This window comes from Burkholderia sp. Bp8963, assembly GCF_003854275.1.
GTDB lineage: Bacteria > Pseudomonadota > Gammaproteobacteria > Burkholderiales > Burkholderiaceae > Burkholderia.
In genome coordinates this window covers 57,737-81,446 of the sequence record NZ_QTQP01000020.1, presented here as the reverse complement: position 1 = coordinate 81,446, position 23,710 = coordinate 57,737, and the positions used below count along the sequence as shown (strand labels likewise).

The window sequence follows — 23,710 nt, the reverse complement described above, 5'->3', positions numbered from 1 at the left end:
CTGCGACGCGCTCGCGAACGTCTCGCATTCGAACGGCAGCGGCACCGACAGCACGAGATATTGCTGCGCGTCGTAGATGAACGACTGGTCGCCGAGATAGCCGTGCTTGCGGCCCTGGCAGACGACGACGATGCTCGGCTCGTACAGCACCGGCATGCACGGCACCGGCTGGTTTGCGCGGATGAAGCGCACGCCTTCGACGTCCGCCGGCGTCATGCCTGCGTTCGGCGCGAGGCGTCCGAGCAGGTCGACCATGCGGCGCTGCACGCGGTCGCCCGTGTCGGCAAAAAGGGGCTGGAAACTCATCGGCGCGCTCCGGTCCGGCAAGAGAAACAGGCTTGCAATGTAGCACTTAGGCGCTGTTTTAGCGGGTCGTTGGCCGCACTTCGAGAGAAATAGGCAAATCTTCGAGACCTTCAGGTATTTCGCGCCGATGCTGCGCTCCGTACGATGGCGTCCTGTCTCGCCGCGCCGCCACATGGCGCGACGGCTTTGACTTTTTGCCGAACCAGGAGCCCCGCATGAGCACAACCTATGCCTTTGCCGCGACCGACGCCCAGTCGCCGCTCGCCCCGTTCGAATTCCAGCCGCGCGCGCTGCGCGACCTCGACGTGCAGATCGAGATCCTGTATTGCGGCGTCTGCCACTCGGATCTCCATCAGGCCCGCAACGAATGGCGGAACACGATCTATCCGGTCGTGCCCGGCCATGAGATCGTCGGCCGCGTGAGCGCGACCGGCCCGCAGGTGTCGCGCTTCAAGGTCGGCGAGCTGGTCGGCGTCGGCTGCCTCGTCGATTCGTGCCGCACCTGCCCGAGCTGCGCGGAACGGCTCGAGCAGTATTGCGAGAACGGCTTCGTCGGCACCTACAACGGCCGCGACCGCGTGAGCGGCGACGTCACGTACGGCGGCTATTCGACGCAGATCGTCGTCGACGAGGCGTTCGTGCTGCGTGTGCCGGACACGCTCGACCCGGCCGGCGCCGCGCCGCTGCTGTGCGCGGGGATCACCACGTATTCGCCGCTGCGCCAGTGGAACGTCGGCCCCGGCAAGAAGGTCGGCATCGTCGGGCTCGGCGGCCTCGGCCATATGGGCGTGAAGCTCGCGCGCGCGATGGGGGCGCACGTCGTACTGTTCACGACGTCGCCGTCGAAAGTCGACGACGGCAAGCGGCTCGGCGCGCATGAAGTGGTGATCTCGAAGGATGAAGCGCAGATGAACGCGCACCTGAACAGCTTCGACTTCATCCTGAACACGGTTGCCGCGCAGCACGACCTGAACCCGTTCCTGCATCTGCTGAAGCGCGACGGCACGATGACGCTCGTGGGCGCGCCGGAGCACGACCATCCGTCGCCGCAGGTGTTCAACCTGATCTTCAAGCGCCGCCGTCTCGCGGGCTCGCTGATCGGCGGGATCGCCGAGACGCAGGAAATGCTCGATTTCTGCGCGGAGCACGGGATCACGTCGGATATCGAAACGATTCCGATGCAGCAGATCAACGCCGCTTACGAGCGGATGCTGAAGAGCGACGTGAAGTACCGGTTCGTGATCGACATGGCGTCGATCAAGCCGCAGCACTGAGCGCAGCGCGACGCACGGCGGCGCACGCTCCCGCCGTGCAAAGCAGAACGGGCCGCGATATTCGCGGCCCGTTCTGCCTGCAGCCCTGCTTTACCCTGCTTTGCCCTGCTTACTTGTAGTCGTAATCGACCGTCAGCGGCGCATGGTCGCTGAACTTGATGTCGCGGAAGATCGACGTTTGCTTCGCGGTGCTCGCGATGCCCGGCGTCGCGATCTGGTAATCGATCCGCCACCCGACGTTCTTCGCATACGCCTGGCCGCGATTGCTCCACCATGTGTACTGCTCGGGGCGCTGATCGAGCGTGCGGAACACGTCGACATAGCCGACGTCGTCGAACAGCTTCGTCAGCCACGCGCGCTCTTCCGGCAGGCAGCCCGAGTTCTTCTGGTTGCTCTTCCAGTTCTTGATGTCGATTTCCTTGTGGACGATGTTCACGTCGCCGCACAGGATCACTTCGCGCTTCTTCTTCAGCGCGGCGAGGTGCGGCATGAACTCGTCCATGAAGCGGTACTTCGCCTGCTGGCGCTCGTCGCCGCTCGAGCCGGACGGCACGTACACCGACACGACCGACAGCTTGCCGTAACGCGCCTCGACGTAGCGCCCTTCCGAATCGAATTCGCTGCTGCCGAAACCGATGATCACGTCATCGGGTTCGTGGCGGCTGTACAGGCCCGCGCCGCTGTAGCCCTTCTTCTCGGCGTGGTGGAAATAGCTCTTGAAGCCGTGCGGCTCGACGAATTCGGCCGGCAGGTCGTCGGCCGATACCTTGATCTCCTGCACGCACACGCAATCGGCATTCTGTTCGCCGAGCCAGTCGAAGAAGCCTTTCTTCGCGGCGGAGCGGATGCCGTTCAGGTTGGCGGTTATCACACGCATCATGTCGGGTTTCCGTTCTGGGTTCTCAGGTTCATATCGTAGCGCGTGTAGCGCGTGGCCGGCCGTCTCGCCGGCCACACCACGCGATCCTGCGCCATGCCGCGCCTAGCGGATCTTCACGCCTTCCAGCTCCGGCTTCGCCGGCGGGAATTCGAGCTTCATGTCGGTCAGCGTGCGCAGCAGCAGCTCGGCGATCATCACGTTGCGGTGCGTCTTCGAGTTCGCCGGAATCACGTACCACGGCGCATGCTCGGCCGACGTCGCGGCGAGCGCGTCGCGGTACGCGAGCTGGTACGCATCCCAGTGCTTGCGCGCATCGAGATCGGAGATGTCGAACTTCCAGTGCTTGGCCGGATCGTCGACCCGCGCCTGCAGCCGGTCGCGCTGCTCGTCCTTCGAGATGTGCAGGAAGCACTTGACGATCGTCGTGCCGTTTTCGACGAGCATCGTCTCGAAGTCGCGAATCTGCCGGTAGCGGCGCTCGCATTCCTTCTCGTCGATCCCGCCCAGCACGCGCGGCACGAGCACGTCTTCATAGTGGCTGCGGTTGAAGATCGCGAGCTCGCCGGCCGCCGGCACCTGCAAATGCACGCGCCACAGGAAGTCACGCGCGGTCTCGATCGGCGTCGGCGCCTTGAACGACACGACGCGCAGGCCGAGCGGGTCGACCTCGCGGAACACCGCGCGCACCGTGCCGTCCTTGCCGCTCGTGTCCATCCCCTGCAGCACGAGCAGCACGCGCCTCTTCTGCTGCGTGTGCAGCCGTTCCTGCTGCACGTCGAGCGCCATCGAGACCGACGACAGCCGTTCGCGATCGGTTTCCTTCGCACCCGACGAGAACGGCTTCGCGGACGGATCGAACGCGTCGAGCGTGAACGCCGCGGCGTCCTTGTCGCGCGTGTGGTACGGCACCCGGTAGTCGTCGAGCGACGGTTGTTTCGCCATGCGTTCCTCCGTGTGACGGCGCGCACGCGGCGTGCGCACCAGTTGCAACGGGCCGCCCCGAACAGGTTCGGCGGCGGCCCGTCGTCAAGCGCGGTTCAGGCGTGCGCCCGTTTTATCCGAGCTTCTTCTTCAGCAGTTCGTTGACCTGCTGCGGGTTCGCCTTGCCCTTCGTCGCCTTCATCGCCTGCCCGATCAGCGCATTGAACGCCTTCTCCTTGCCCGCGCGGAATTCCTCGACCGACTTCGCGTTCGCCGCGAGCACCTCGTCGATGATCGCTTCGAGCGCACCGGTGTCGGAGATCTGCTTCAGGCCCTTCGAATCGATGATGCGGTCGGCGGCGGCTTCGTCGGTCGCCTTCTCGTCCCAGATCATCGCAAAGATTTCCTTCGCGATCTTGTTCGAGATCGTGCCGTCGGCGATGCGCTGCAGCACCAGCGCGAGCTGCGCGGCCGACACGGGGATCGCGTCGATCTCGATGCCGTCGCGGTTCAGCTGCGACGATACGTCGCCCATCAGCCAGTTCGCGGCGATCTTCGCGTTCGCAGCGCCTGCCTTCGCGACCACCGCCTCGAAGTACGCGGCCATCGCCTTGCTCGACGTCAGCACGCCCGCGTCATAGGCAGACACGCCGTACTGCTCGACGAAGCGCTGCTGCATCGCGACCGGCAGCTCGGGCATCCCGGCCTGCACGCGCTCGACCCAGTCCGCGCCGATCACGAGCGGCATCAGGTCCGGATCGGGGAAGTAGCGGTAGTCGTGCGCGTCTTCCTTGCTGCGCATCGAGCGCGTCTCGCGCTTGTCCGGGTCGTACAGGCGGGTTTCCTGCACGACTTCGCCGCCGTCCTCGATCAGTTCGATCTGGCGGCGCACTTCGTAGTTGATCGCTTCTTCGAGGAAACGGAACGAGTTCAGGTTCTTGATCTCGGCACGCGTGCCGAACTTCTCCTGGCCGACCGGGCGCACCGACACGTTCGCGTCGCAGCGGAACGAGCCTTCCTGCATGTTGCCGTCGCAGATGCCGAGCCACACGACGAGGCCGTGCAGCGCCTTCGCGTATGCGACCGCCTCGGCCGCGCTGCGCATTTCCGGCTCGGTGACGATCTCGAGCAGCGGCGTGCCCGCGCGGTTCAGGTCGATGCCCGTCATGCCCGCGAAGTCTTCGTGCAGCGACTTGCCCGCATCCTCTTCCAGATGCGCGCGGGTCAGGTTGATCGTCTTCGAATACGCGTCCTTGCCGGCCTTTTCATTCGCGGGCACCTGGATCGTGATCTGGCCGCCCTGCACGACCGGAATCTCGTACTGGCTGATCTGATAGCCCTTCGGCAGATCCGGGTAGAAGTAGTTCTTGCGCGCGAAGATGCTGCGCGACGCGATGGTCGAGCCGATCGCGAGGCCGAAGCGGATCGCGCGCTCGACCGCGCCGCGGTTCAGCACCGGCAGCACGCCCGGCAATGCCAGGTCGACCGGGCAGGCCTGCGTGTTCGGGTCCGCGCCGAACTGCGTCGGCGCGCCGGAGAAAATCTTCGAGACGGTCGACAGCTGCGCGTGCGTCTCGAGACCGATAACGACTTCCCATTGAGTCATATGCTTACGCTCCAGCCGGAACTTGCTTGTGCCAGTCGGTCGCGCGCTGGAACGCGTCGGCGACCTGCAGCATCCGGGCTTCGTTGAAATAGTTGCCGATGATCTGCAGGCCGACCGGGCGCTGCGCGTTCGCGCCCGCGCCGAAACCGCACGGCACGCTCATGCCGGGCAGGCCCGCGAGGCTCACCGACAGCGTGTAGATATCCGCGAGATACATCTGCACCGGATCGTCGCCCTTCGCGCCGAGATCCCATGCGACCGTCGGCGACGCCGGGCCCATGATCACGTCGCAAGACTTGAGCGCTTCCTGGAAATCCTGCGCGATGATGCGGCGGATCTTCTGCGCCTGCAGGTAGTACGCGTCGTAATAACCGTGCGACAGCACATACGTGCCGACCAGGATGCGGCGCTTCACCTCGGGCCCGAAGCCCTCGGCGCGCGACTTCTTGTACATGTCGAGCAGGTCGCGGTACTCGGCCGCGCGGTGGCCGTAGCGCACGCCGTCGAAACGCGACAGGTTCGACGATGCCTCGGCCGGCGCGATCACGTAATAAACGGGGATCGACAGCTCGGTCTTCGGCAGCGACACGGGCACGAGCGTCGCGCCGAGCGCTTCATATTCCTTGAGTGCCGCGTCGATCGCCGCGCGCACGTCGTCGGCGAGGCCGGCGCCGAAGTATTCGTTCGGCAGGCCGATGCGCAGGCCCGCGAGCGGCTTGGCCGCGTCGTTGCCCGGCGCCCACGGCTGGCCGAGGTGGCGCGTGAAATCCTCGTCGTCGCGCTCGAGGCTCGTCGAGTCGCGCTCGTCGAAGCCGGCCATCGCGTTGAGCAGCAGCGCGCAGTCGGCGGCGCTCTGGGCCATCGGGCCGCCCTGGTCGAGCGACGACGCGAACGCGATCATCCCGTAGCGCGACACGCGGCCGTAGGTCGGCTTGATGCCCGTCACGCCGGCGAACGATGCGGGCTGGCGGATCGAGCCGCCGGTGTCGGTGCCGGTCGCGGCCGGCGCGATGCGCGCGGCGACGGCGGCCGAGCTGCCGCCCGAGCTGCCGCCCGGCACCGCGTTCGTGTCCCACGGGTTCTTCACGGGGCCGAATGCGGAGTTCTCGTTCGACGAGCCCATCGCGAACTCGTCCATGTTGGTCTTGCCGAGCGTCACCATGCCGGCCGCCGACAGGCGGGCGACCACAGTCGCGTCGAACGGGCTCGCGTAGTTCGCGAGCATCTTCGAGCCGGCGGTCGAGCGCCAGCCGCGCGTGACGAACACGTCCTTGTGCGCGATCGGCAGGCCGGTGAGCGCGCCGCCTGCGCCGCGCGCGAGTTCGGCATCGGCGGCCTTCGCCTGCGCGAGCGTGAGGTCGGCGTCGACATGGACGAACGCATTCAGGTGCTGCGCGGCGTCGATCCGCTTCAGGTAGTGCTGGGCCAGCTCGACGGCCGAGCATTCCTTGGCGGCGAGCGCGGCGCGCAGTTCGGTCAGGCTTTTTGCGTGCATTGAGTGGTTTTCCTGGGAATTCTTGGGCGCGTGCGCGCGACGCGGCACGCACGCTTGTAGTCGAACGCTTACTCGATCACCTTCGGCACGAGGTACAGGCCATCCTGGACGGCCGGTGCCGGACGCTGGTTGTCGTCGCGGTTCACGGCTTCCGTGACGGCGTCGTCGCGCAGGCGCTGCGCGACTTCCTGGATCTGTTCGATCGGGTGGGCGAGCGGCGCGATGCCGGCGGTATCGACTGCCTGCATCTGCTCGACGAGGCCGAAGAATTCATTGAGCTGGCCAAGCATATGCTCGGCGTCGGCGTCGGCCATTTCGAGCCGCGCAAGGTGCGCGATGCGTTTCACATCGGTCAGGGTCAGGGCCATGCGGTCACCGGAAAACAAGGCGGCGCAGCACGCAAAAAGCGGTGCTGCGGCGGGGGTTGGAGGGCGCGATGCCACCCTCAGAAATCAGGGACGAAGCGGCAAAAATACCACCCGTTTCGATTCAAATACCGCGAAATTATAAGGTATCATTACGCGTTCGACCCAACCCGGCAGCCTTTTCCCGCACCGTTTCGCCCCGCTTCGGCAAGCCGTGCGAGCTTCGTGCGATCTCCGGTAGATATCACTCGCAGCTTCGAGCGCCGCGGCGGCCGCTTCCGCCACGATCCGAGGCTGTTATTTTTTCCGCTGCCGCCCTCAAGCGCTGCTCGCCACGCAGGGCCGGCCCAGAGCGAAACAGGATTCTGAATGTTCGGTTTTTTGCGCAGCTATTTCTCCAACGATCTGGCGATCGACCTCGGCACCGCAAACACCCTGATCTACATGCGCGGCAAAGGCATCGTGCTCGATGAGCCGTCCGTCGTGTCGATCCGCCAGGAAGGCGGCCCCAACGGCAAGAAGACGATCCAGGCGGTCGGCAAGGAAGCCAAGCAGATGCTCGGCAAGGTGCCCGGCAACATCGAGGCGATCCGCCCGATGAAGGACGGCGTGATCGCCGACTTCACCGTCACCGAGCAGATGATCAAGCAGTTCATCAAGACGGCCCACGAGTCGCGGATGTTCTCGCCGTCGCCGCGCATCATCATCTGCGTGCCGTGCGGCTCGACCCAGGTCGAGCGCCGCGCGATCAAGGAAGCCGCCCACGGCGCCGGCGCGTCGCAGGTCTACCTGATCGAGGAGCCGATGGCGGCCGCGATCGGCGCGGGCCTGCCGGTGTCGGAAGCGACGGGCTCGATGGTCGTCGACATCGGCGGCGGCACGACGGAAGTCGGCGTGATCTCGCTCGGCGGCATCGTCTACAAGGGTTCGGTGCGCGTCGGCGGCGACAAGTTCGACGAGGCGATCGTCAACTACATCCGCCGCAACTACGGGATGCTGATCGGCGAACAGACCGCCGAGGCGATCAAGAAGGAAATCGGCTCCGCGTTCCCGGGCTCCGAAGTCAAGGAAATGGAAGTGAAGGGCCGGAACCTGTCGGAAGGCATTCCGCGCAGCTTCACGATCTCCAGCAACGAAATCCTCGAAGCGCTGACCGATCCGCTGAACCAGATCGTGTCGTCGGTGAAGATCGCGCTCGAACAGACCCCGCCGGAACTCGGCGCGGACATCGCGGAACGCGGGATGATGCTGACGGGCGGCGGCGCGCTGCTGCGCGACCTCGACCGCCTGCTCGCGGAAGAAACCGGCCTGCCGGTGCTCGTCGCCGAAGATCCGCTCACCTGCGTGGTGCGCGGCTCGGGCATGGCACTCGAGCGCATGGACAAGCTGGGCAGCATCTTCTCGTACGAGTGATCGTCTAGGCAGTTCCCCGATATGGCGCACCTTCGGCGTGGCCGGCTCGCTCGCTCAGATCGAACCGCCGCGCCGTTTGCGCGTCTGAGCATCATTTAACCGATCACACGCGCCCGGCGCCGACCATGGAATACAGTCCGCCGCCCCTCTTCAAGCAAGGCCCTCCCGCGCTCGCGCGGCTCATCTTCTTCGTCGCCGTCGCGATCGCACTGCTCGTGTCGGATGCGCGCTTCAACACGCTCGAGATCGTCCGCGGGGTGCTCGGCACCGTGCTGTATCCGCTGCAGCGCGCGGCGCTCGTGCCGCGCGACCTGTTCATGGGCGCGGCCGACATCGCCGCGACCGGTGCGACGCTGCGCCACGAGAACGAACAGCTGCGCGCGCGCAACCTGCAACTGTCGACCCAGGCCAACCAGGCCGCCGTGCTCGTGCAGGAGAACACGCACCTGCGCGCGGTGCTCGAACTGCGCCAGCACATCGCGACGCAGGCGACGCCCGTCGAGATCCAGTACGACACGAGCGACCCGTTCACGCAGAAGATCGTGATCGGACACGGTTCGCAACAAGGCATCCAGCACGGCGCGCCCGTCGTCAGCGAAGACGGCGTGGTCGGCCAGGTCACGCGCGTGTTCCCGCTGCAGGCCGAAGTCACGCTGATCACCGACCGTGATCTCGCGATTCCGGTCCAGGTGCTGCGCACCGGCCTGCGCAGCGTGATCTACGGCACGCCGAAGGGCGATTCGCTCGACCTGCGCTTCGTGCCGACGAGCGCCGACGTCGTCGCCGGCGACGAGCTCGTGACGAGCGGCCTCGACGGCGTCTATCCGCCGGGCCTGCCGGTCGCGAAGGTCGTGCGCGTCGACAAGCTCGCCGACACCGCGTTTGCGCGCGTAACGTGCGCGCCGGTCGCGGCCGTGCGGGGCGCGCGGCAGATGCTGGTGCTGCATTACCAGAACGACATTCCGCCGCGCCCGGCCGAGCCGGACCCGGCCGCCGACAAGAATGCGAAGGGCGGCAAGAAGGGCGCGAAGCCCGCCGCGAAAGCGACCGACAAGGCGGCTGACAAGGCCGCCGACGCAGGCGCAAAGCCGACCGCTATGAAGCCTGACGCAAAGCCTGACGCGAAGCCGGGCGCAAAGCCGGCGCCCGCCGCGAATGACGCGCCGGCCCAACCCGCCGCCGCACCCGCGAAGCCCGCGGCTGGGCAATCAGGAGCCCAGCGATGAACCGCCCGCAATACATCCTGCAGCCGGTCAACCCGTACTTCATCGTCTTCAGCCTCGCCGCCGCGTTCCTGCTGAATTTGATGCCGTGGGGCCGCCTGCCCGGCGTGCCCGACTTCGTCGCGCTCGTGCTGCTGTTCTGGAACATTCACCAGCCGCGCAAGGTCGGGATGGGCGTCGCGTTCGCGCTCGGCATCCTGATGGACGTGCACGATGCGGGCCTGCTCGGCGAGCATGCGCTCGCGTACACGCTGCTGTCGTACGGCGCGATCACGATCCACCGCCGCGTGCTGTGGATGCCGATCGGCGTGCAGGTGCTGTATGTAACGCCGCTGCTCGTCGCCGCGCAGCTCGTGCCGTTCGTGATCCGCCTGCTGATGGGCGCCGCGTTTCCCGGCTGGCGCTACCTGGTCGACGGCTTCGTCGAAGCCGCGCTGTGGCCCGTCGCGAGCCACCTGCTGCTGATGCCGCAGCGCCGTCCGGTCGATCCGGACGACACGCGCCCGATCTGAGCCGCGCCCGCGCCGCCAGGACCGAGCCTTGAACACCCGCCGCCCGTTCGCCCGCCACGCGCCGCGTCACGGGCAGGCGCCACGCCCGCGCACGCTCGCCGCGCACGGGTCCGATCGACAGTAATCGCATGACCGAATTCAACGACACCCAACAGCAGCTCTCGAAGTTTCGCCTCCGCGTCGCGGCGGCGGGCGTGTTCGTGTTCGTCTGCTTCGGGCTGCTCGCGAGCCGCTTCTTCTACCTGCAGCTGTTTCAGCATGGCAAGTACGCACTGCAGGCCGAGGAAAACCGTATTTCGGTCGCGCCGATCGTGCCGAACCGCGGCATCATCACCGACCGTAACGGCGTCGTGCTCGCGAAGAACTACTCCGCGTACACGCTCGAGATCACGCCGTCGAAGCTCGACGATACGCTCGACAACACGATCGACAAGCTGTCCGCGATCGTCCAGATCGACGCGCGCGACCGCCGCCGCTTCAAGAAGCTGCAGGAAGACTCGAAGAACTTCGAGAGCCTGCCGATCCGCACCCGCCTCACCGACGACGAAGTCGCGCGCTTCACCGCGCAGCGCTTCCGCTTCCCGGGCGTCGACGTGCGCGCGCGGCTGTTCCGCCAGTACCCGCTCGGCACGACCGCCGCGCACGTGATCGGCTACATCGGCCGCATCTCGAAGCGCGACCAGGACAAGATCGACGCGATGAGCGACGACAACGACAGCGATCAGGAACATTACGATCCGCGCCGCGACGCGAACAACTACAAGGGCACCGACTACATCGGCAAGATCGGCGTCGAGCAGAGCTATGAAACCGAGCTGCACGGCCTGACCGGCTTCGAGGAAGTCGAGGTGACGGCAGGCGGGCGGCCCGTGCGCACGCTGTCGCGCACGCAGGCGACGCCCGGCAACAACCTCGTGCTGTCGCTCGACATCGGGCTGCAGCAGGTCGCCGAGCAGGCGTTCGCCGGCAAGCGCGGCGCGCTCGTCGCGATCGAGCCGAAGACGGGCGACGTGCTCGCGTTCGTGTCGTCGCCGAGCTTCGACCCGAACTCGTTCGTCGACGGCATCGACCAGCAGACCTGGGACGAGCTGAACAACTCGGCCGACAAGCCGCTCTTGAACCGCCCGCTGCACGGCACCTACCCGCCGGGCTCGACCTACAAGCCGTTCATGGCGCTCGCGGGCCTGGCGCTCGGCAAGCGCACGCCGGGCTGGGGCATCCAGGATCCCGGCTACTTCACGTTCGGCGGCCATACGTTCCGCAACGACGTGCGTTCGGGCCAGGGTTTCGTCGACATGAACAAGGCGATCATGGTGTCGAACGACACCTACTTCTACATGCTCGCGCGCGACCTCGGCGTGAACGCGATCGCAAGCTTCATGAAGCCGTTCGGCTTCGGCCAGATCACCGGCATCGACATCCAGGGCGAGGCGCGCGGGATCCTGCCGTCGCCGGACTGGAAGCGCAAGACCTTCAAGAAGGCCGCGCAGCAGAAGTGGTTCGACGGCGAGACGATCAGCCTCGGGATCGGCCAGGGCTACAACTCGTTCACGATCCTGCAGCTCGCGCACGCGACCGCGACGCTCGCGAACAACGGCGTCGTGATGAAGCCGCACCTCGTGAAGGAGGTCGAGGATCCGATCTCGCGCGGGCGCCACCTCACGGTGCCGAAGGAAAGCGACGTGATCCCGCTCAAGCAGTCGGACATCGACGTCGTGAAGCGCGGGATGGAAAACGTGATCGAGAACCCGTCCGGCACCGCGTACAAGGTGTTCCAGGGCGCGCGGTATCTCGCCGCCGGCAAGACCGGTACCGCGCAGGTGTTCTCGCTGCAGGGCGGCAACTACAAGGGCCACCTGCTCGCCGAGCATCTGCGCGACCACGCGCTGTTCATCGCGTACGCACCCGTCGACCAGCCGAAGATCGCGCTCGCGCTGATCGTCGAGAACGGCGGCTGGGGCGCTCAGTCCGCGGGCCCGATCGCGCGCCGCGTGCTCGACTACTACCTTGTCGAGCGCCAGAACCCGCAGAACGAGGCGGCCGCCGTCGCGGCCGCCGCGTCGGCGACCGAGCCGATCAACGCGCCGGTGATCGGCGATGCGGCCAGGGCCATCACCGTCGCGGCCGGCTTCAAGGCGCTGCCGCAGCCGGTCGTGCCGACCGCGGCGAGCGCGGCGGATGCGGCGTCGGCAGCTTCAGGCGCTTCGGCGCCGGCTGTTCCCGCCGCATCGGGCGCGAATGCCGCCGAGGTTTCCGCGCCTGTCGTGGCCAGCGCCGCGGCACCGGTCGCCGCGAGCATGCCGCCGTTCCGGCGCATGCCGCACCGGCCGCACAAGCCGGCCGGCGGCGCGCAACCGCTCGCCGCCGCGCCGCGCAACGACAACCGTGCGACGTCCGCCGTGAAAGCGGCAGACGCCGGCACCGCTCATTAACGGAGATAGGCATGCAATTCGACAAGCGCGCCTGGCTCGACAAGATCAAGCAGATGTTCGCGGGCTTCGACCGCCCGCTCGCCCTCATCGTGTTCCTGCTGATGTGCGTCGGCATCGTCACGCTGTACAGCGCGAGCATCGACATGCCGGGCCGGGTCGAGGACCAGTTGCGCAACATCCTGCTGACGTTCGTGCTGATGTGGGTGATCGCCAACATCCCGCCGACGACGCTGATGCGCTTCGCGGTCCCGCTCTATACGTTCGGCGTCACGCTATTGGTCGCGGTCGCGCTGTTCGGGATGACCAAGAAGGGCGCGAAGCGCTGGCTGAACGTCGGCGTCGTGATCCAGCCGTCGGAGATCCTGAAGATCGCGACGCCGCTGATGCTCGCCTGGTACTACCAGCGGCGCGAAGGCGGCGTGCGCTGGTACGACTTCGTCGCCGCGTTCGGCATTCTGCTCGTGCCGGTCGGGCTGATCGCGAAACAGCCGGACCTCGGCACCGGCCTGCTCGTGTTCGCGGCGGGCTTCTTCGTGATCTATCTCGCGGGCCTGTCGTTCAAGCTGATCGTGCCGGTGCTGGTCGCCGGCGTGATCGCGGTCGGCTCGATCGCGGTGTTCGAGGAACGGATCTGCCAGCCGGAAGTGCAGTGGCCGCTGATGCACGACTACCAGAAGCACCGCGTCTGCACGCTGCTCGACCCGACGTCCGACCCGCTCGGCAAGGGCTTCCACACGATCCAGGCGGTGATCGCGATCGGCTCGGGCGGCGCGCTCGGCAAGGGCTACCTGAAGGGCACGCAGGCGCACCTCGAATTCATTCCGGAAAAGCACACCGACTTCATCTTCGCGGTGTTCTCCGAGGAATGGGGTCTTGCCGGCGGCCTCGTGCTGCTAACGCTGTACATGGCGCTGATCGCGCGCGGGCTGTACATCGCCGCGCAGGGCGCGACGCTGTTCGGCCGGCTGCTCGCCGGTTCGCTCACGCTCGCGTTCTTCGTCTATGCGTTCGTCAACATCGGGATGGTGAGCGGCGTGCTGCCGGTCGTCGGCGTGCCGCTGCCGTTCATGAGCTACGGCGGCACCGCGCTCGCGACGCTCGGCGTCGCGATCGGGATGATCATGAGCGTCGGCCGGCAGCGGCGGCTGATGAAGAGCTGATCCTCACGGAAAATCAACGCAGCGGCGCCTCGTGCGCCGCTTTGTTATTGTGGCGGCGCCGCGCCGGCGCCGCTCGCCGGGCCCTGCGCCTTCACGCGTTCGCTAAGTTCCTTGAACTTGAGTCCCGCCGTCTCGTCGCCCTGCGCGGCCGCGGCGGCGTAATACGCACGCGCGATGTTCAGGTTCTGCTCGACGCCGTCGCCGCCGCGTTCGTAGAACGATGCGGTCACGTACTGCGCGGTCGGCTCGCCCGCGTCCGCGGCCTGCTTGTACCAGACGAACGCCTGGCGGTTGTCGCGCGGCGTCCCTCGTCCGTCGAGGAACTGGTTCGCGAGCGACAGTTCGGCCTGCACGTGGCCCTGCCGCGCCGCCTTCAGGAACCAGCGATGCGCTTCGGCGGGATTGCGCGCGACGAACTCGCCGTCGTCGAGCATCCGGCCGTATACGTACTGCGCATGCGACATGTTCGCGTCCGCTGCGCGGCGCAGCCAGCGCAAGCCCTCGTCGACGTTCACCGTGACGCCCTCGCCCGTCAGCAGCATCATCGCGTAATTGAATTCCGCCAGACGGTCGCCGCGCTCGGCCGCGTCGTGGAACTGCACGAGCGCGGCCCGGAAGTTGCCCGCGTTGTAGTCGGCGATCGCGGACTGCGTCTCGCGCGCCGGATCCGGCTTCGCGCGGGAATTCTGCGTACTCTGTGTGCTCTGTGCGCTCTGCGTACCCTGCGCACCTGCCGCGCAGCAGGCGGCCCACAGGCCGAGTGCCGCAGTGCCTGCCCGCAGCGCGCGTATGTGCGTGCGCGGCCCGCCACACGCACCGTCGATGCCGTTCATGACCTGACCTCCTGCAACGCCTGCCGCGTCGCGCGCAGCAGCCAGCTCACGTCGGCGGACAGCGAGATCATCCGGTAGCCGGCCTCGCGATACTGCCGCGCGGTCGCCGTGTCCGCCGCGAAAATGCCGACCGCGACGCCCGCCTGCCGGCCCGCGGCAAGCACGCGCGCCATCGCGGATTCGACATCCGGATGCCGGATGTCGCCGAGATGGCCGAGGCTCGCCGCCAGATCGGCCGGGCCGACGAACAGGCAGTCGATGCCTGGCGTCGTGGCGATCCGCTCCACGTCGTCGACGCCGCGCGCCGATTCGATCTGCACGATCACCGCGACCTGCGCGTTCGCGGTCTGCAGGTAATCGCGCCGCATCCCGAACGCCGCCGCCCGCACCATCCCCGCGACGCCGCGCAGCCCGTCCGGCGATTCCGGCGACGGATAGCGCGTGAGCCGCACCGCGTGCGCCGCGTCGTCGACGGTCTCGATGCTCGGGAACATCAGCGTGCGCGCGCCCGCATCGAGCGCGCGCTTCACGAGCCACGGCTCGCGCGCCGGCACGCGCACGACCGGTTCGCTCGGCAGGTGCGCCGCGGCGAGCGCCCGCAGTTGCGACGCGACGTCGTGACTGTCGTTCGGCGCGTGCTCCATGTCGATGCAGAGCCAGTCGTAGCCGGCATGTGCGAGCGCTTCGGCGGCGGCGTCACTCGCGAGCGTCAGCCACAGGCCGTATAGCGGGTCTTTGCCGTCGTGCAGGCGTTGTTTGAGGGAATTGGTGAGCGTGCTCATCGAAACGGCCTCCTGAACGGAACGGCAATCGAAAGGGACAAGCAACAGGCGGGGCGCGACGCGCCGGGCGGCGCCGGGCAGTCGAAATATGGCGGCGATGCCGTACCGGGCCCTCGAACGTCAGTCGGCCGTGGGCGGCCGATCTGACAGCGCGACCCACGCGACCCGCGCATGGGCGCGTTTTGCGAAGCCACGCAACGATCATAGCGCGGCGTCACGCGGAATGTGGGAACGGATGGGTGGCCGGGTCGGAACAGATTACGGCCTCGCTATGCAGTGGCGGGCCGGCGCGGACTACGGCTGCGGTGCGCTGTGGCGGGCCGGCGCGGCGGCCGGCGAGGCTGCCGCGGGGCGGCCGCGAGGCCGCCGGGAAGGCGAGGTCAGCGGGCGGGCTCGCGCTCGACGTCGGCCCAGCAGTTCGGGGTTTCGTACAGGCGCACGCGCTCGAGGCGCAGGTTGATGCCGTAGTGCGCGTCGTAGACATTCGCGAGGATGTCGAACGCGATCGCCGCGAGGTTCTCGACGGTCGGGATCCGGTCGATCACGACGGTCTTGTGGTCGGCCATCTGCTCGAGGAACGAGCGCACGACCTCGTCGCGCGCATAGACGAGAAACGCATGATCCCACTTGCTGACCAGATGCTCCATCGCGAGCGCTTTCACGTCGGCGAAATCCATCACCATGCCGCGGTCGGGCGCCCCCTCGGTATCGACGAGATCGCCGCGCAGCGTGATTTCGAGCACGTAGCGATGGCCGTGCAGGTTCCTGCACTGGCTGCGGTGATCGGGGATGCGGTGGCCCGCGTCGAATTCGAGTTTTCGGGTAATCAGCACGATGTCAAAAGCCGTGGCTCAGGGAATGTTCAGATATTTGTGGGTCTGCATCGACAGCCGCCACTGCGGATGGCGCTTGCACCAGTCGATCGCGAGCTTCGTGTTGAGATCGCGCGACGGGCCGTCCATCGGCTGGACGAGGTAATAGTCGAAGTCGAGCTTCGCGTAGTCGGCGAGCCGCTGGTTGTCCTGCGGGATCACGACCTTCAGCTCGTTGCCCTTCGTGACCACGAGCGGCGCGTCGGCCTTCGGGCTCACGCAGATCCAGTCGATCGACTCGAGCACCGGCAGCGAACCGTTGGTCTCGATCGCGATCTCGAAGCCTTGCCCGTGCAGCGCGTCGACGAGCGGCTGGTCGAGCTGCAGCATCGGCTCGCCGCCCGTGCAGACGACGAAGCGGTGCGCCTCGCCATCCGGCCACAGGCTCGCGACCTGCGCGGCGAGTGCCTCGGCGTCCTTGAACTTGCCGCCGTTCTCGCCGTCGGTGCCGACGAAATCGGTATCGCAGAAGCGGCACACGGCCTCCTCGCGGTCTTCTTCGCGGCCCGACCACAGATTGCAGCCGGCGAACCGGCAGAACACGGCCGGCCGGCCCGCGTTCGCGCCCTCGCCCTGCAACGTGTAGAAAATTTCCTTGACCGCGTAAGTCATCGTTCCTGGTCCGGCTCGCGCCGTGCGTTGTCGATCAGTTCATCCATTGTGCGCCGTGGCCGCGCACGCGTCACAGCGGCGCTTCGGTCACCCGCTCGCCCTTCAGGTAGGCCTCGTAGCCGCGCTTGCGCAGCTTGCAGGCCGGGCATTCGCCACAGCCGAAACCCCAGTCGTGCAGCTCGGCGCGCTCGCCGACGTAGCACGTATGCGTCTCGACGCGGATCAGCTCGACGAGCGCCGGGCCGCCGAGCTGCTCGGCGAGCTGCCAGGTCTGCGCCTTGTCGAGCCACATCAGCGGCGTCTCGAGCACGATGCGCGTGTCCATGCCGAGATTCAGCGCGACCTGCAGCGCCTTCATCGTGTCGTCGCGGCAGTCCGGATAGCCGGAGAAGTCGGTTTCGCACATCCCGCCGACCAGCACGCGCAGCCCGCGGCGGTAGGCGATCGCCGCGGCGATCGTCATGAACAGCAGGTTGCGGCCCGGCACGAACGTGTTCGGCAGCCCGTTCGCCGACGTCTCGATCTCGATCGCGCGCGTCATCGCCGTATCGCTGATCGAGCCGAGCACCGACAGGTCGATCATGTGATCGTCGCCGAGCCGGTCCGCCCACGCGGGGAACTGGTACTTCAGCGCTTCGCGCACGCCGTCACGACACTCCAGCTCGACGCGATGACGCTGGCCGTAGTCGAAGCCGAGCGTCTCGACCGTCTGGTAGCGTTCGAGCGCCCAGGCCACGCACGTGGTCGAGTCCTGCCCGCCGGAAAACAACACGAGCGCGCCGTCTTTAGCGTCTGTCCGAATCACCGTGATACTCCGTGAATGTGTAGGCTCGCGTCGCGCTGCGCGCTGGCGACCAGCTGTCGCCTGGCGACCCGACGCGGCCGGCTGCACCGGCTCGACCAGTATAGGCGGGGCCGCTCGCGTCGAAGACGACGGGACGCTTATACTGCGCATCGCGCGGCATCGGCACCAGGCACCGTGACGGGAATTCGGCGCGCGCTGCCATGAAACGGCTAACTCGTTGAACGGCAAAGGATATTATCACGCGATCCGAAATGCCGCCGGGCACACCACACCCGACACAAGCGAAAAACCCCAAGAATCTGACGATCCTTGGGGTTGATCCTGCCAACCCGCAACTCTACCACATTCAGTGGGACGGAGCCGGCTGACCCGCGTTGGCTTCGGCCTCGGCCCAGCCCCACGGCTCGACCAGCGCGTTCGACTCGATCCCCCAGCAGGGCACCTGTTCATACCGCCACGATCGCGGAACCGGATCGCGATAATCCGCCTCGATTGCGAGAAACCGGTCGATGAAGCCATTCACTGCATCGACCTTGAGACAGCGCACATCGAGTGTTGCGTGCAGGCCGATGCCGCGCGAATAGTCCCGATGCAAGGTCCACTCCTCGAAAACCGCGATTTCTCCGCAATCGGCAACTGGCTGAAGTTGCGCCCGCACCCATTCGATGCCAGTACGGGATGCGCGCCGAATCGGGAAACACTGCACATGGCTCGAAATGCACGCCACAAACGAAAACGCCCAACCTGGAGAGGTTGGGCGTCTAATTCTGGTGGCCTGGGACGGAATCGAACCATCGACACGCGGATTTTCAATCCGCTGCTCTACCAACTGAGCTACCGGGCCAACGAAGAAGAGAAAGTATATCCAGCCATCGAGGGTTGTGCAAGGGTTTTCGTGAAATTTATTACACGGCCCCTTCCGACGGCTTCTTGCCGAGTTCGACACCGAGCTGCTTGAGCTTGCGGTACAGGTGCGTGCGCTCGAGGCCCGTCTTCTCGGCAACGCGCGTCATGCTGCCGTTCTCGCGTGCGAGGTGATACTCGAAGTACGCGCGCTCGAATGCATCGCGCGCCTCGCGCAACGGGATGTCGAACGGAATCGCCGCCGTCTGCCCGGACAGACCGAGCGCCGTAGCCATGTCGTCGCCGAGCGTCGGCAGCGCCGCCGCGGACGCGACCGATGCCGGCCCCGTGGCCGGCTTCGACGACGCGTTGACGGTCACCGGCGCCGCGCCGCGCGCGAGCCCGTGCTCGACCGCCTTCAGAAGTTTCTGCAACGCGATGGGCTTCTCGAGGAAATCGAGCGCGCCGATCTTCGTCGCCTCGACGGCCGTGTCGATCGTCGCGTGCCCGGACATCATGATCACGGGCATCGTCAGCAGACCCTGCGCCGCCCACTCCTTGAGCAACGTCACGCCGTCGGTATCGGGCATCCAGATATCGAGCAGCACGAGATCGGGCGCCTGATCGAGGCGGTACTCACGCGCGGCCTGCGCGTTCTCCGCCGCCTCGACGACATGTCCTTCGTCGCTGAGGATCTCCGAGAGCAATTCCCGGATGCCCATTTCATCATCTACCACCAGGATGGTTGCCATTTACGCTGCCTTTGTCTGCACACTTGCTTTTGTCTTTGCCGGGGCCGGCCGTCCGGGGGCCGTCCCTGCGGGGGCCGCCCCGTCCCGCGCGCCATGCTCGGCGTCCGGCGCATCGCTCGCCAGCTGCAGGAACAGGATCGACACCTGCGCACCCTCGACGGTCTCGCCGTGCATGCGATTGCGCAGATCGATCCGCGCGCCGTGCTCGTCGACGATTTTCTTGACCGTGGCCAAGCCGAGGCCCGTGCCCTTCGCCTTCGTCGTCACGTAAGGCTCGAACGCGCGGGTCAGGATCCGCGCCGGAAAGCCGGGCCCGTTGTCGGACACGGTAAGACGGACCGCGACGCGCGTTTTGCCCTCGGCGTCGGGATCGCCATATTCTACTGTCTTGGTTTCGATCACCACACGCGGTTGCGCGACTTCAGCGACCGAATCCTGCGCATTCTGCAGCAGGTTGTGGATCACCTGACGCAACTGCGTCGCGTCGCCGCGAATCACCGGCAGCGGCGCGAGCTCGACGACGATCGGGCTCTTGCCTTCGCCGACGCCGTACAGCCCGAGCACCTCGCTCACCAGTTCGTTCAACTGCAGGCTCGCGAGCACCGCGGGCGGCGTGCGCGCATATTCGCGGAAATCGTCGACCATCCGCTTCATCGCCGCGACCTGGTTGACGATCATCGTCGCGCCGCGCTTCAGCACGTCGGCGTCGGACGGCGCGAGCTTGTCGGTGAGCTTCATCTGCAGCCGCTCGGCCGACAGCTGGATCGGCGTCAGCGGGTTCTTGATCTCGTGCGCGAGCCGGCGCGCGACTTCGCCCCACGCAACCGAGCGCTGCGCGGAGATCACGTCGGAGATGTCGTCGAACACGACGACATAGCCGGACGTCTGCGCATCGTCCACCTGCCCGTCCGCTTGCCCGTCCACCGTCGACACGAGACGCGTGCCGCGCACGAGCAGCGTCAGCGGATCGATTTCGCCCGGCACTTCGACCGCGAACTGCTGCTGCCAGTGGCCGCGATCGCCGCTGCCATCGTCGGATGCCGCCTCGCGATCGGCGAACGCCTTGCGCACCATCGCGCCGAATTCCGCGACGACGCCGATCTGGTCGAGCGTCGTGCCGATCAGCGAATTGAACGGCTGCCGGAAAATCCGCTCGGCGCCGCGGTTTGCGGTCGTCAGCCGGAACTGGCGGTCGAGCACGAACACGCCCGCGGTCAGGTTCGCGAGGATGCTCTCGAGATACGTCTTCGAATGCTCGAGCGCGACCCGGTTCTTCTCGACCGCGAGCCGCGCCTCGGACAACTGGCGCGTCATCGCGTTGAACGACTGCGTGAGGAAGCCGAGCTCGTCGCGCGTCTTGATCTCGCGCTTCGGCGTGTAGTCGCCTTCGGTGACCTCCTTCGTTCCCTGCGCAAGCAGGAACAGCGGCCGCGCGAGCTGCTGGCCGAGCGCGAGCGCGAGCATCATCGCGATGAAGGTCGCGAGGAACAGCGCGAGCGTCAGCGTGCCGATGTACATCTTGCGCAGGCCCGTGCGGCCGAGCGACTTCTCCTGGTATTCGCGATACGCGCGCTGCACGGCGTCCGCGTTGTGCGCGAGCGTCGGCGGCACCGGCTGCGTGAGCTGCAGGAAGCGTTCGGCCGGCTGCAGCAGCGACATCGTCGCATCGGGAATCGGCCGCACGACGCGCAAGCGCAGCGCGCCCTTCGCGCCGTGCGCATGGGGATCGCCGTCGACCTCGCCCTCGATCGCCGCGTACACGCCGCGTTCGCGCGCCTGGTTCAGCATCAGCGGGGTCGGCAGGTCATCGGGGATCAGCGCGGCGAAATTGCCTGACGCCTGCGCGACGATGTGCAGGTCGGGCGCCGCGCCCGAACCGCTGCGGCCAGGCTCGACGATCGTCGCGTCCTGCACGCCGAACTGGTCGCGCAGGCGCAGCAGCGTCAGCGTCGTGCCGTTCGTGTTGGTATCGGCGCTCGCGAGCTGGTCGGACATCAGCCGCGCTTTCGTCTGCAGGTCGGACAGCGATGCGTCGAGCATCCCGCGGCCGAGGTTGAGGCCGGCGGTCAGCGCAGTCTCGACGTTCACGTCGAACCACGATTCGATGCTGCGCGACACGAACTGGTACGACACGATGTAGATGATGCCGCCCGGCACCACGCCGACGAGTGCGAAGAACACCGCGAGCTTCGCGAGCAGCCGCGTGCCGAATTTGCCCTTCCTGAGGCGCACGACGATCATCCCGATCAGGCCGAGCACGACGAGCAGGAACACGAGCGCGACGACGATGTTCGTCGCGTACAGCCACGAGTAGTAGCGGTCGAAGAATTCGGTGTTCGCGCTTGCAGCGGCGAGCAGCACGAGCAGCAGCAGCGCGGTGAGCGCGACGGTCGAGACGATCACGCGAACGAGGAGGCTCTTCCCGCTGGCCGCGCGGCGCACTTTATTTAGCACGTTCGGCCACCGTGAAGGTAAAGCGCTTCCAGTCCGACGCGAGCGCCCAGTCGCGGTTGTTGACCGCGTCGACCTGGAACGGCTTCGGCATCAGCGCCGTATCGAGCTGCATCCGCACCGAGGCCGTATAAGTCTCGCCCTGGTGCACCTGGTTGCGGTCGATCACGTGCCACGATGTGATGTGCTTGACGACCGCAAGCGCGTCCTTCAGCGTCGCGAAGCCGAGTTGCAGCCCCCCCGTCGACACGCGGTATTCGCGTGTGAGCGGCTGGAACGACAGGCGGATCGTCTGCGACACCGACACCGGCTGCTCGTCGAACCAGTACCAGCGCGCGCGGCTCAGCTCGAAGTCGGTCGTGAAGTAAAGCGGAATGCCCTTGTTGACGGCGTCCTCGAGGTTCGCGTTCAGGTCGAAGTCGAAGCGGGCGTCGAGGCTCCAGCCGCTGCCGTCGGCTTGCAGCGACGCACGCTGCACGGCGATCGATTCGGCGCGTGCCGGCATCGCGAAGGCCAGGCACAGCGTCAGCGCGACCATCAGCACGGTCGCGAGCCGGAGTGGAAAAAGGCGTTTGATCGTCACCGTTTCTGAAACCGCGCGTAGAAAAATCCGTCGTGATCGGTGGTCGGGTCGAGTGCGCTCGCGGCCGAACCGTCCTGCGCTCCGCCCGGCACGGCGCGCGGCAGCAGCTGGCCGGGCGCGTCCAATCGTACCGCATCTTCACAGGCCGCTTCAAACCAGCGCGCCTGCTGCTCGCCTTCTTCCGGGAAGATCGAGCACGTGACGTAAAGCAGTTCGCCGCCCGGCTTCACGAGCGGCCACAGCGCCGACAGGATGCGGCGCTGCTCGGCGACGAGCGCCGGGATGTCGGCTGCACGGCGCAGCCAGCGAATGTCGGGATGACGGCGCACGATACCGGATGCCGAGCAAGGCACGTCGGCGAGAATGCGGTCGAACGGCCGGCCGTCGTGCCAGTCGCCGGGCGCGCCCGCATCGCCGACACGCACGTCCGCGACGAGCGACAGGCGCGCGAGATTCTCGCCGATGCGCGCTGCGCGGGTCGCGTCGCTTTCGAGCGCAACGACCTCCGCGTCGGCAAGCTCGAGTATGTGCCCGGTCTTGCCGCCGGGCGCCGCGCACGCGTCGAGCACACGCATCCCGTCGGCCGCGCCGAGCCACTCGGCAGCGAGCTGCGCGCCGGCGTCCTGCACCGACACGACGCCGTCGGCAAAGCCCGGGATGCGATCGACCGGCAGCGCCGACGCGAGCCGCACCGCGTGCTTGCCGATCGCGGCCGCGTCGATCCCGTGCGTGCGCAGCGTATCGAGGTACGCGTCGACCGTCGCGCGGCGTGCGTTCACGCGCAACGTGAGCGGGCCGGGACGGTCGCCGGCTGCAAGCATCGCCTGCCAGTCGTCGGACCATGCGGCCTTCACCGCGTCGACCCACCATGTACGGTAGTTCCAGCGCGCGACCGGATCGTCCTGCATCGCCGCGACGAGCGTCGCGCGTTCACGCAGGAAGCGCCGCAACACCGCGTTGACCATCCCCTTGGCGAACACGAACTCGCGGCGCGCGCCGATTGCGGTCACGGCCTGGTCGACGACGGTGAATGCCGGGTACGCGGCCGTGTCGGCATCGTCGAGCAGCAGCGCGATCGCGCAGGTGAGCACGCCATGAATATGCGCGGGCGGCGCCTTGCTGACGAGTCGGCCGATCAGCCAGTCGGCGCTGCCGAGGCGCCGCATCGTCCGGTACGCGACATCCTGTGTCGCGCCGCGCGCAAGCGCCTGCGCGCCGGACGCCATGCCCGCGAACACCGTCGCCAGCGCCCCCGGCAGCGCGGTGCCGCGGCGCACCGCGTCGACCGCCTGCGCCGCCGCGTCGAGCGCAAAGCCGAGCGAATCGGGCGCGACGTGCAACGCGGGCAGGTGAGCCGGACGGCTGGACGATGATTTGGCGGAGGAGCGGGTTCGTGTCATTGGAGCGAAGCGTCGGCAAGCGGCGGGGGGCGCGGCTGACGGCTCACTCAAGGCAAGGCCCGGCCGCCGCGATCCCAAACCGGGCATTGTAGCGTGTGACCATGCGCCCCTCTTTTCGAGACGCAGAAACAGAACACCCCGCAGCACGAAGCATGCGGGGTGGGTCGAGCGTGCGCGACGGTGACGACCA

Annotated in this window: 21 protein-coding genes, 1 tRNA gene and 1 pseudogene; 6 read left to right on the top strand and 17 right to left on the bottom strand. The window is 67.1% G+C overall.

Going from position 1 to position 23,710, the window contains the following annotated elements; genetic code table 11:
- Positions 1-306, bottom strand: a pseudogene (locus DID96_RS18575) (AraC family transcriptional regulator); the annotation flags it as partial.
- A 215-nt stretch (positions 307-521) separates the two neighbouring features.
- On the opposite strand from DID96_RS18575, the gene DID96_RS18570 reads away from it, so the two are divergent.
- On the top strand, positions 522-1,580 hold the full coding sequence (locus tag DID96_RS18570) for an NAD(P)-dependent alcohol dehydrogenase (RefSeq protein ID WP_124600739.1): 1,059 nt from the start codon (positions 522-524) through the stop codon (positions 1,578-1,580).
- Positions 1,581-1,689: 109 nt separating this feature from the next.
- Here the strand turns inward: DID96_RS18570 and DID96_RS18565 are convergent, their stop codons facing one another.
- From DID96_RS18565 to gatC, 5 genes are all read right to left on the bottom strand, one after another.
- Positions 1,690-2,460, bottom strand: a complete 771-nt coding sequence (locus DID96_RS18565) for an exodeoxyribonuclease III (protein WP_124600738.1) — start codon at positions 2,458-2,460, stop codon at positions 1,690-1,692.
- Between the two features lie 102 nt (positions 2,461-2,562).
- Entirely contained in the window at positions 2,563-3,402 is an 840-nt protein-coding gene (locus DID96_RS18560) for a PPK2 family polyphosphate kinase (RefSeq protein WP_124600737.1), read from the bottom strand.
- Between the two features lie 112 nt (positions 3,403-3,514).
- Complete coding sequence (gatB, locus tag DID96_RS18555; protein WP_124600736.1) at positions 3,515-4,987, bottom strand: Asp-tRNA(Asn)/Glu-tRNA(Gln) amidotransferase subunit GatB; 1,473 nt, start codon at positions 4,985-4,987, stop codon at positions 3,515-3,517.
- A gap of 4 nt (positions 4,988-4,991) precedes the next feature.
- Positions 4,992-6,482: an Asp-tRNA(Asn)/Glu-tRNA(Gln) amidotransferase subunit GatA gene (gene gatA / locus DID96_RS18550; protein WP_124600735.1), complete on the bottom strand. Its 1,491-nt coding sequence runs from the start codon at positions 6,480-6,482 to the stop codon at positions 4,992-4,994.
- Between the two features lie 68 nt (positions 6,483-6,550).
- Positions 6,551-6,850 (bottom strand): Asp-tRNA(Asn)/Glu-tRNA(Gln) amidotransferase subunit GatC, encoded by a 300-nt coding sequence (gene gatC, locus DID96_RS18545; RefSeq protein ID WP_124600734.1) that lies wholly within the window; start codon positions 6,848-6,850, stop codon positions 6,551-6,553.
- 366 nt (positions 6,851-7,216) lie between these two features.
- On the opposite strand from gatC, the gene DID96_RS18540 reads away from it, so the two are divergent.
- The 5 genes from DID96_RS18540 (at position 7,217) to rodA (ending at position 13,587) form a co-directional block, all read left to right on the top strand.
- Positions 7,217-8,260 (top strand): rod shape-determining protein, encoded by a 1,044-nt coding sequence (locus DID96_RS18540; RefSeq protein WP_004189550.1) that lies wholly within the window; start codon positions 7,217-7,219, stop codon positions 8,258-8,260.
- Positions 8,261-8,385: 125 nt separating this feature from the next.
- A complete protein-coding gene (gene mreC, locus DID96_RS18535) occupies positions 8,386-9,486 on the top strand; it encodes a rod shape-determining protein MreC (RefSeq protein ID WP_124600733.1) in 1,101 nt (366 codons plus the stop codon).
- Positions 9,483-9,995, top strand: coding sequence for a rod shape-determining protein MreD (gene mreD, locus DID96_RS18530; protein WP_124600732.1), 513 nt, complete (start codon positions 9,483-9,485; stop codon positions 9,993-9,995). Before mreC ends, mreD begins: the two co-directional genes overlap by 4 nt.
- Positions 9,996-10,123: 128 nt before the next feature.
- A complete protein-coding gene (gene mrdA, locus DID96_RS18525; protein ID WP_124600731.1) occupies positions 10,124-12,427 on the top strand; it encodes a penicillin-binding protein 2 in 2,304 nt (767 codons plus the stop codon).
- A gap of 11 nt (positions 12,428-12,438) precedes the next feature.
- Positions 12,439-13,587 (top strand): rod shape-determining protein RodA, encoded by a 1,149-nt coding sequence (rodA, locus tag DID96_RS18520; protein ID WP_124600730.1) that lies wholly within the window; start codon positions 12,439-12,441, stop codon positions 13,585-13,587.
- Positions 13,588-13,631: 44 nt separating this feature from the next.
- Here the strand turns inward: rodA and DID96_RS18515 are convergent, their stop codons facing one another.
- From DID96_RS18515 to rsmB, 11 genes are all read right to left on the bottom strand, one after another.
- Positions 13,632-14,420 (bottom strand): tetratricopeptide repeat protein, encoded by a 789-nt coding sequence (locus DID96_RS18515; RefSeq protein ID WP_124600729.1) that lies wholly within the window; start codon positions 14,418-14,420, stop codon positions 13,632-13,634.
- Positions 14,417-15,202, bottom strand: coding sequence for an HpcH/HpaI aldolase/citrate lyase family protein (locus tag DID96_RS18510; RefSeq protein ID WP_124600728.1), 786 nt, complete (start codon positions 15,200-15,202; stop codon positions 14,417-14,419). Before DID96_RS18510 ends, DID96_RS18515 begins: the two co-directional genes overlap by 4 nt.
- A gap of 380 nt (positions 15,203-15,582) precedes the next feature.
- A complete protein-coding gene (queD, locus tag DID96_RS18505) occupies positions 15,583-16,035 on the bottom strand; it encodes a 6-carboxytetrahydropterin synthase QueD (RefSeq protein WP_124600727.1) in 453 nt (150 codons plus the stop codon).
- An 18-nt stretch (positions 16,036-16,053) separates the two neighbouring features.
- Complete coding sequence (queE, locus tag DID96_RS18500; RefSeq protein WP_124600726.1) at positions 16,054-16,686, bottom strand: 7-carboxy-7-deazaguanine synthase; 633 nt, start codon at positions 16,684-16,686, stop codon at positions 16,054-16,056.
- Between the two features lie 70 nt (positions 16,687-16,756).
- Entirely contained in the window at positions 16,757-17,491 is a 735-nt protein-coding gene (queC, locus tag DID96_RS18495) for a 7-cyano-7-deazaguanine synthase QueC (RefSeq protein ID WP_124600725.1), read from the bottom strand.
- A gap of 346 nt (positions 17,492-17,837) precedes the next feature.
- Positions 17,838-18,149 carry a hypothetical protein gene (locus DID96_RS18490; protein ID WP_124600724.1) on the bottom strand — a complete coding sequence of 104 codons (312 nt, stop codon included), beginning with the start codon at positions 18,147-18,149 and terminating at the stop codon, positions 17,838-17,840.
- Between the two features lie 110 nt (positions 18,150-18,259).
- Positions 18,260-18,335: transfer RNA gene (locus tag DID96_RS18485), tRNA-Phe, on the bottom strand.
- A 61-nt stretch (positions 18,336-18,396) separates the two neighbouring features.
- Positions 18,397-19,086, bottom strand: coding sequence for a response regulator transcription factor EsaR (esaR, locus tag DID96_RS18480; RefSeq protein WP_124600723.1), 690 nt, complete (start codon positions 19,084-19,086; stop codon positions 18,397-18,399).
- Positions 19,087-21,540, bottom strand: coding sequence for a sensor histidine kinase EsaS (gene esaS / locus DID96_RS18475; RefSeq protein WP_124600722.1), 2,454 nt, complete (start codon positions 21,538-21,540; stop codon positions 19,087-19,089).
- Positions 21,530-22,120, bottom strand: coding sequence for a DUF4390 domain-containing protein (locus DID96_RS18470; RefSeq protein ID WP_124600721.1), 591 nt, complete (start codon positions 22,118-22,120; stop codon positions 21,530-21,532). The genes esaS and DID96_RS18470 overlap by 11 nt, the downstream gene beginning before the upstream one ends.
- The gene (rsmB, locus tag DID96_RS18465; RefSeq protein WP_124600720.1) at positions 22,117-23,520 is read right to left on the bottom strand and encodes a 16S rRNA (cytosine(967)-C(5))-methyltransferase RsmB; all 1,404 of its coding nucleotides are present in this window, start codon (positions 23,518-23,520) and stop codon (positions 22,117-22,119) included. Before rsmB ends, DID96_RS18470 begins: the two co-directional genes overlap by 4 nt.
- Positions 23,521-23,710: the final 190 nt, after the last annotated feature.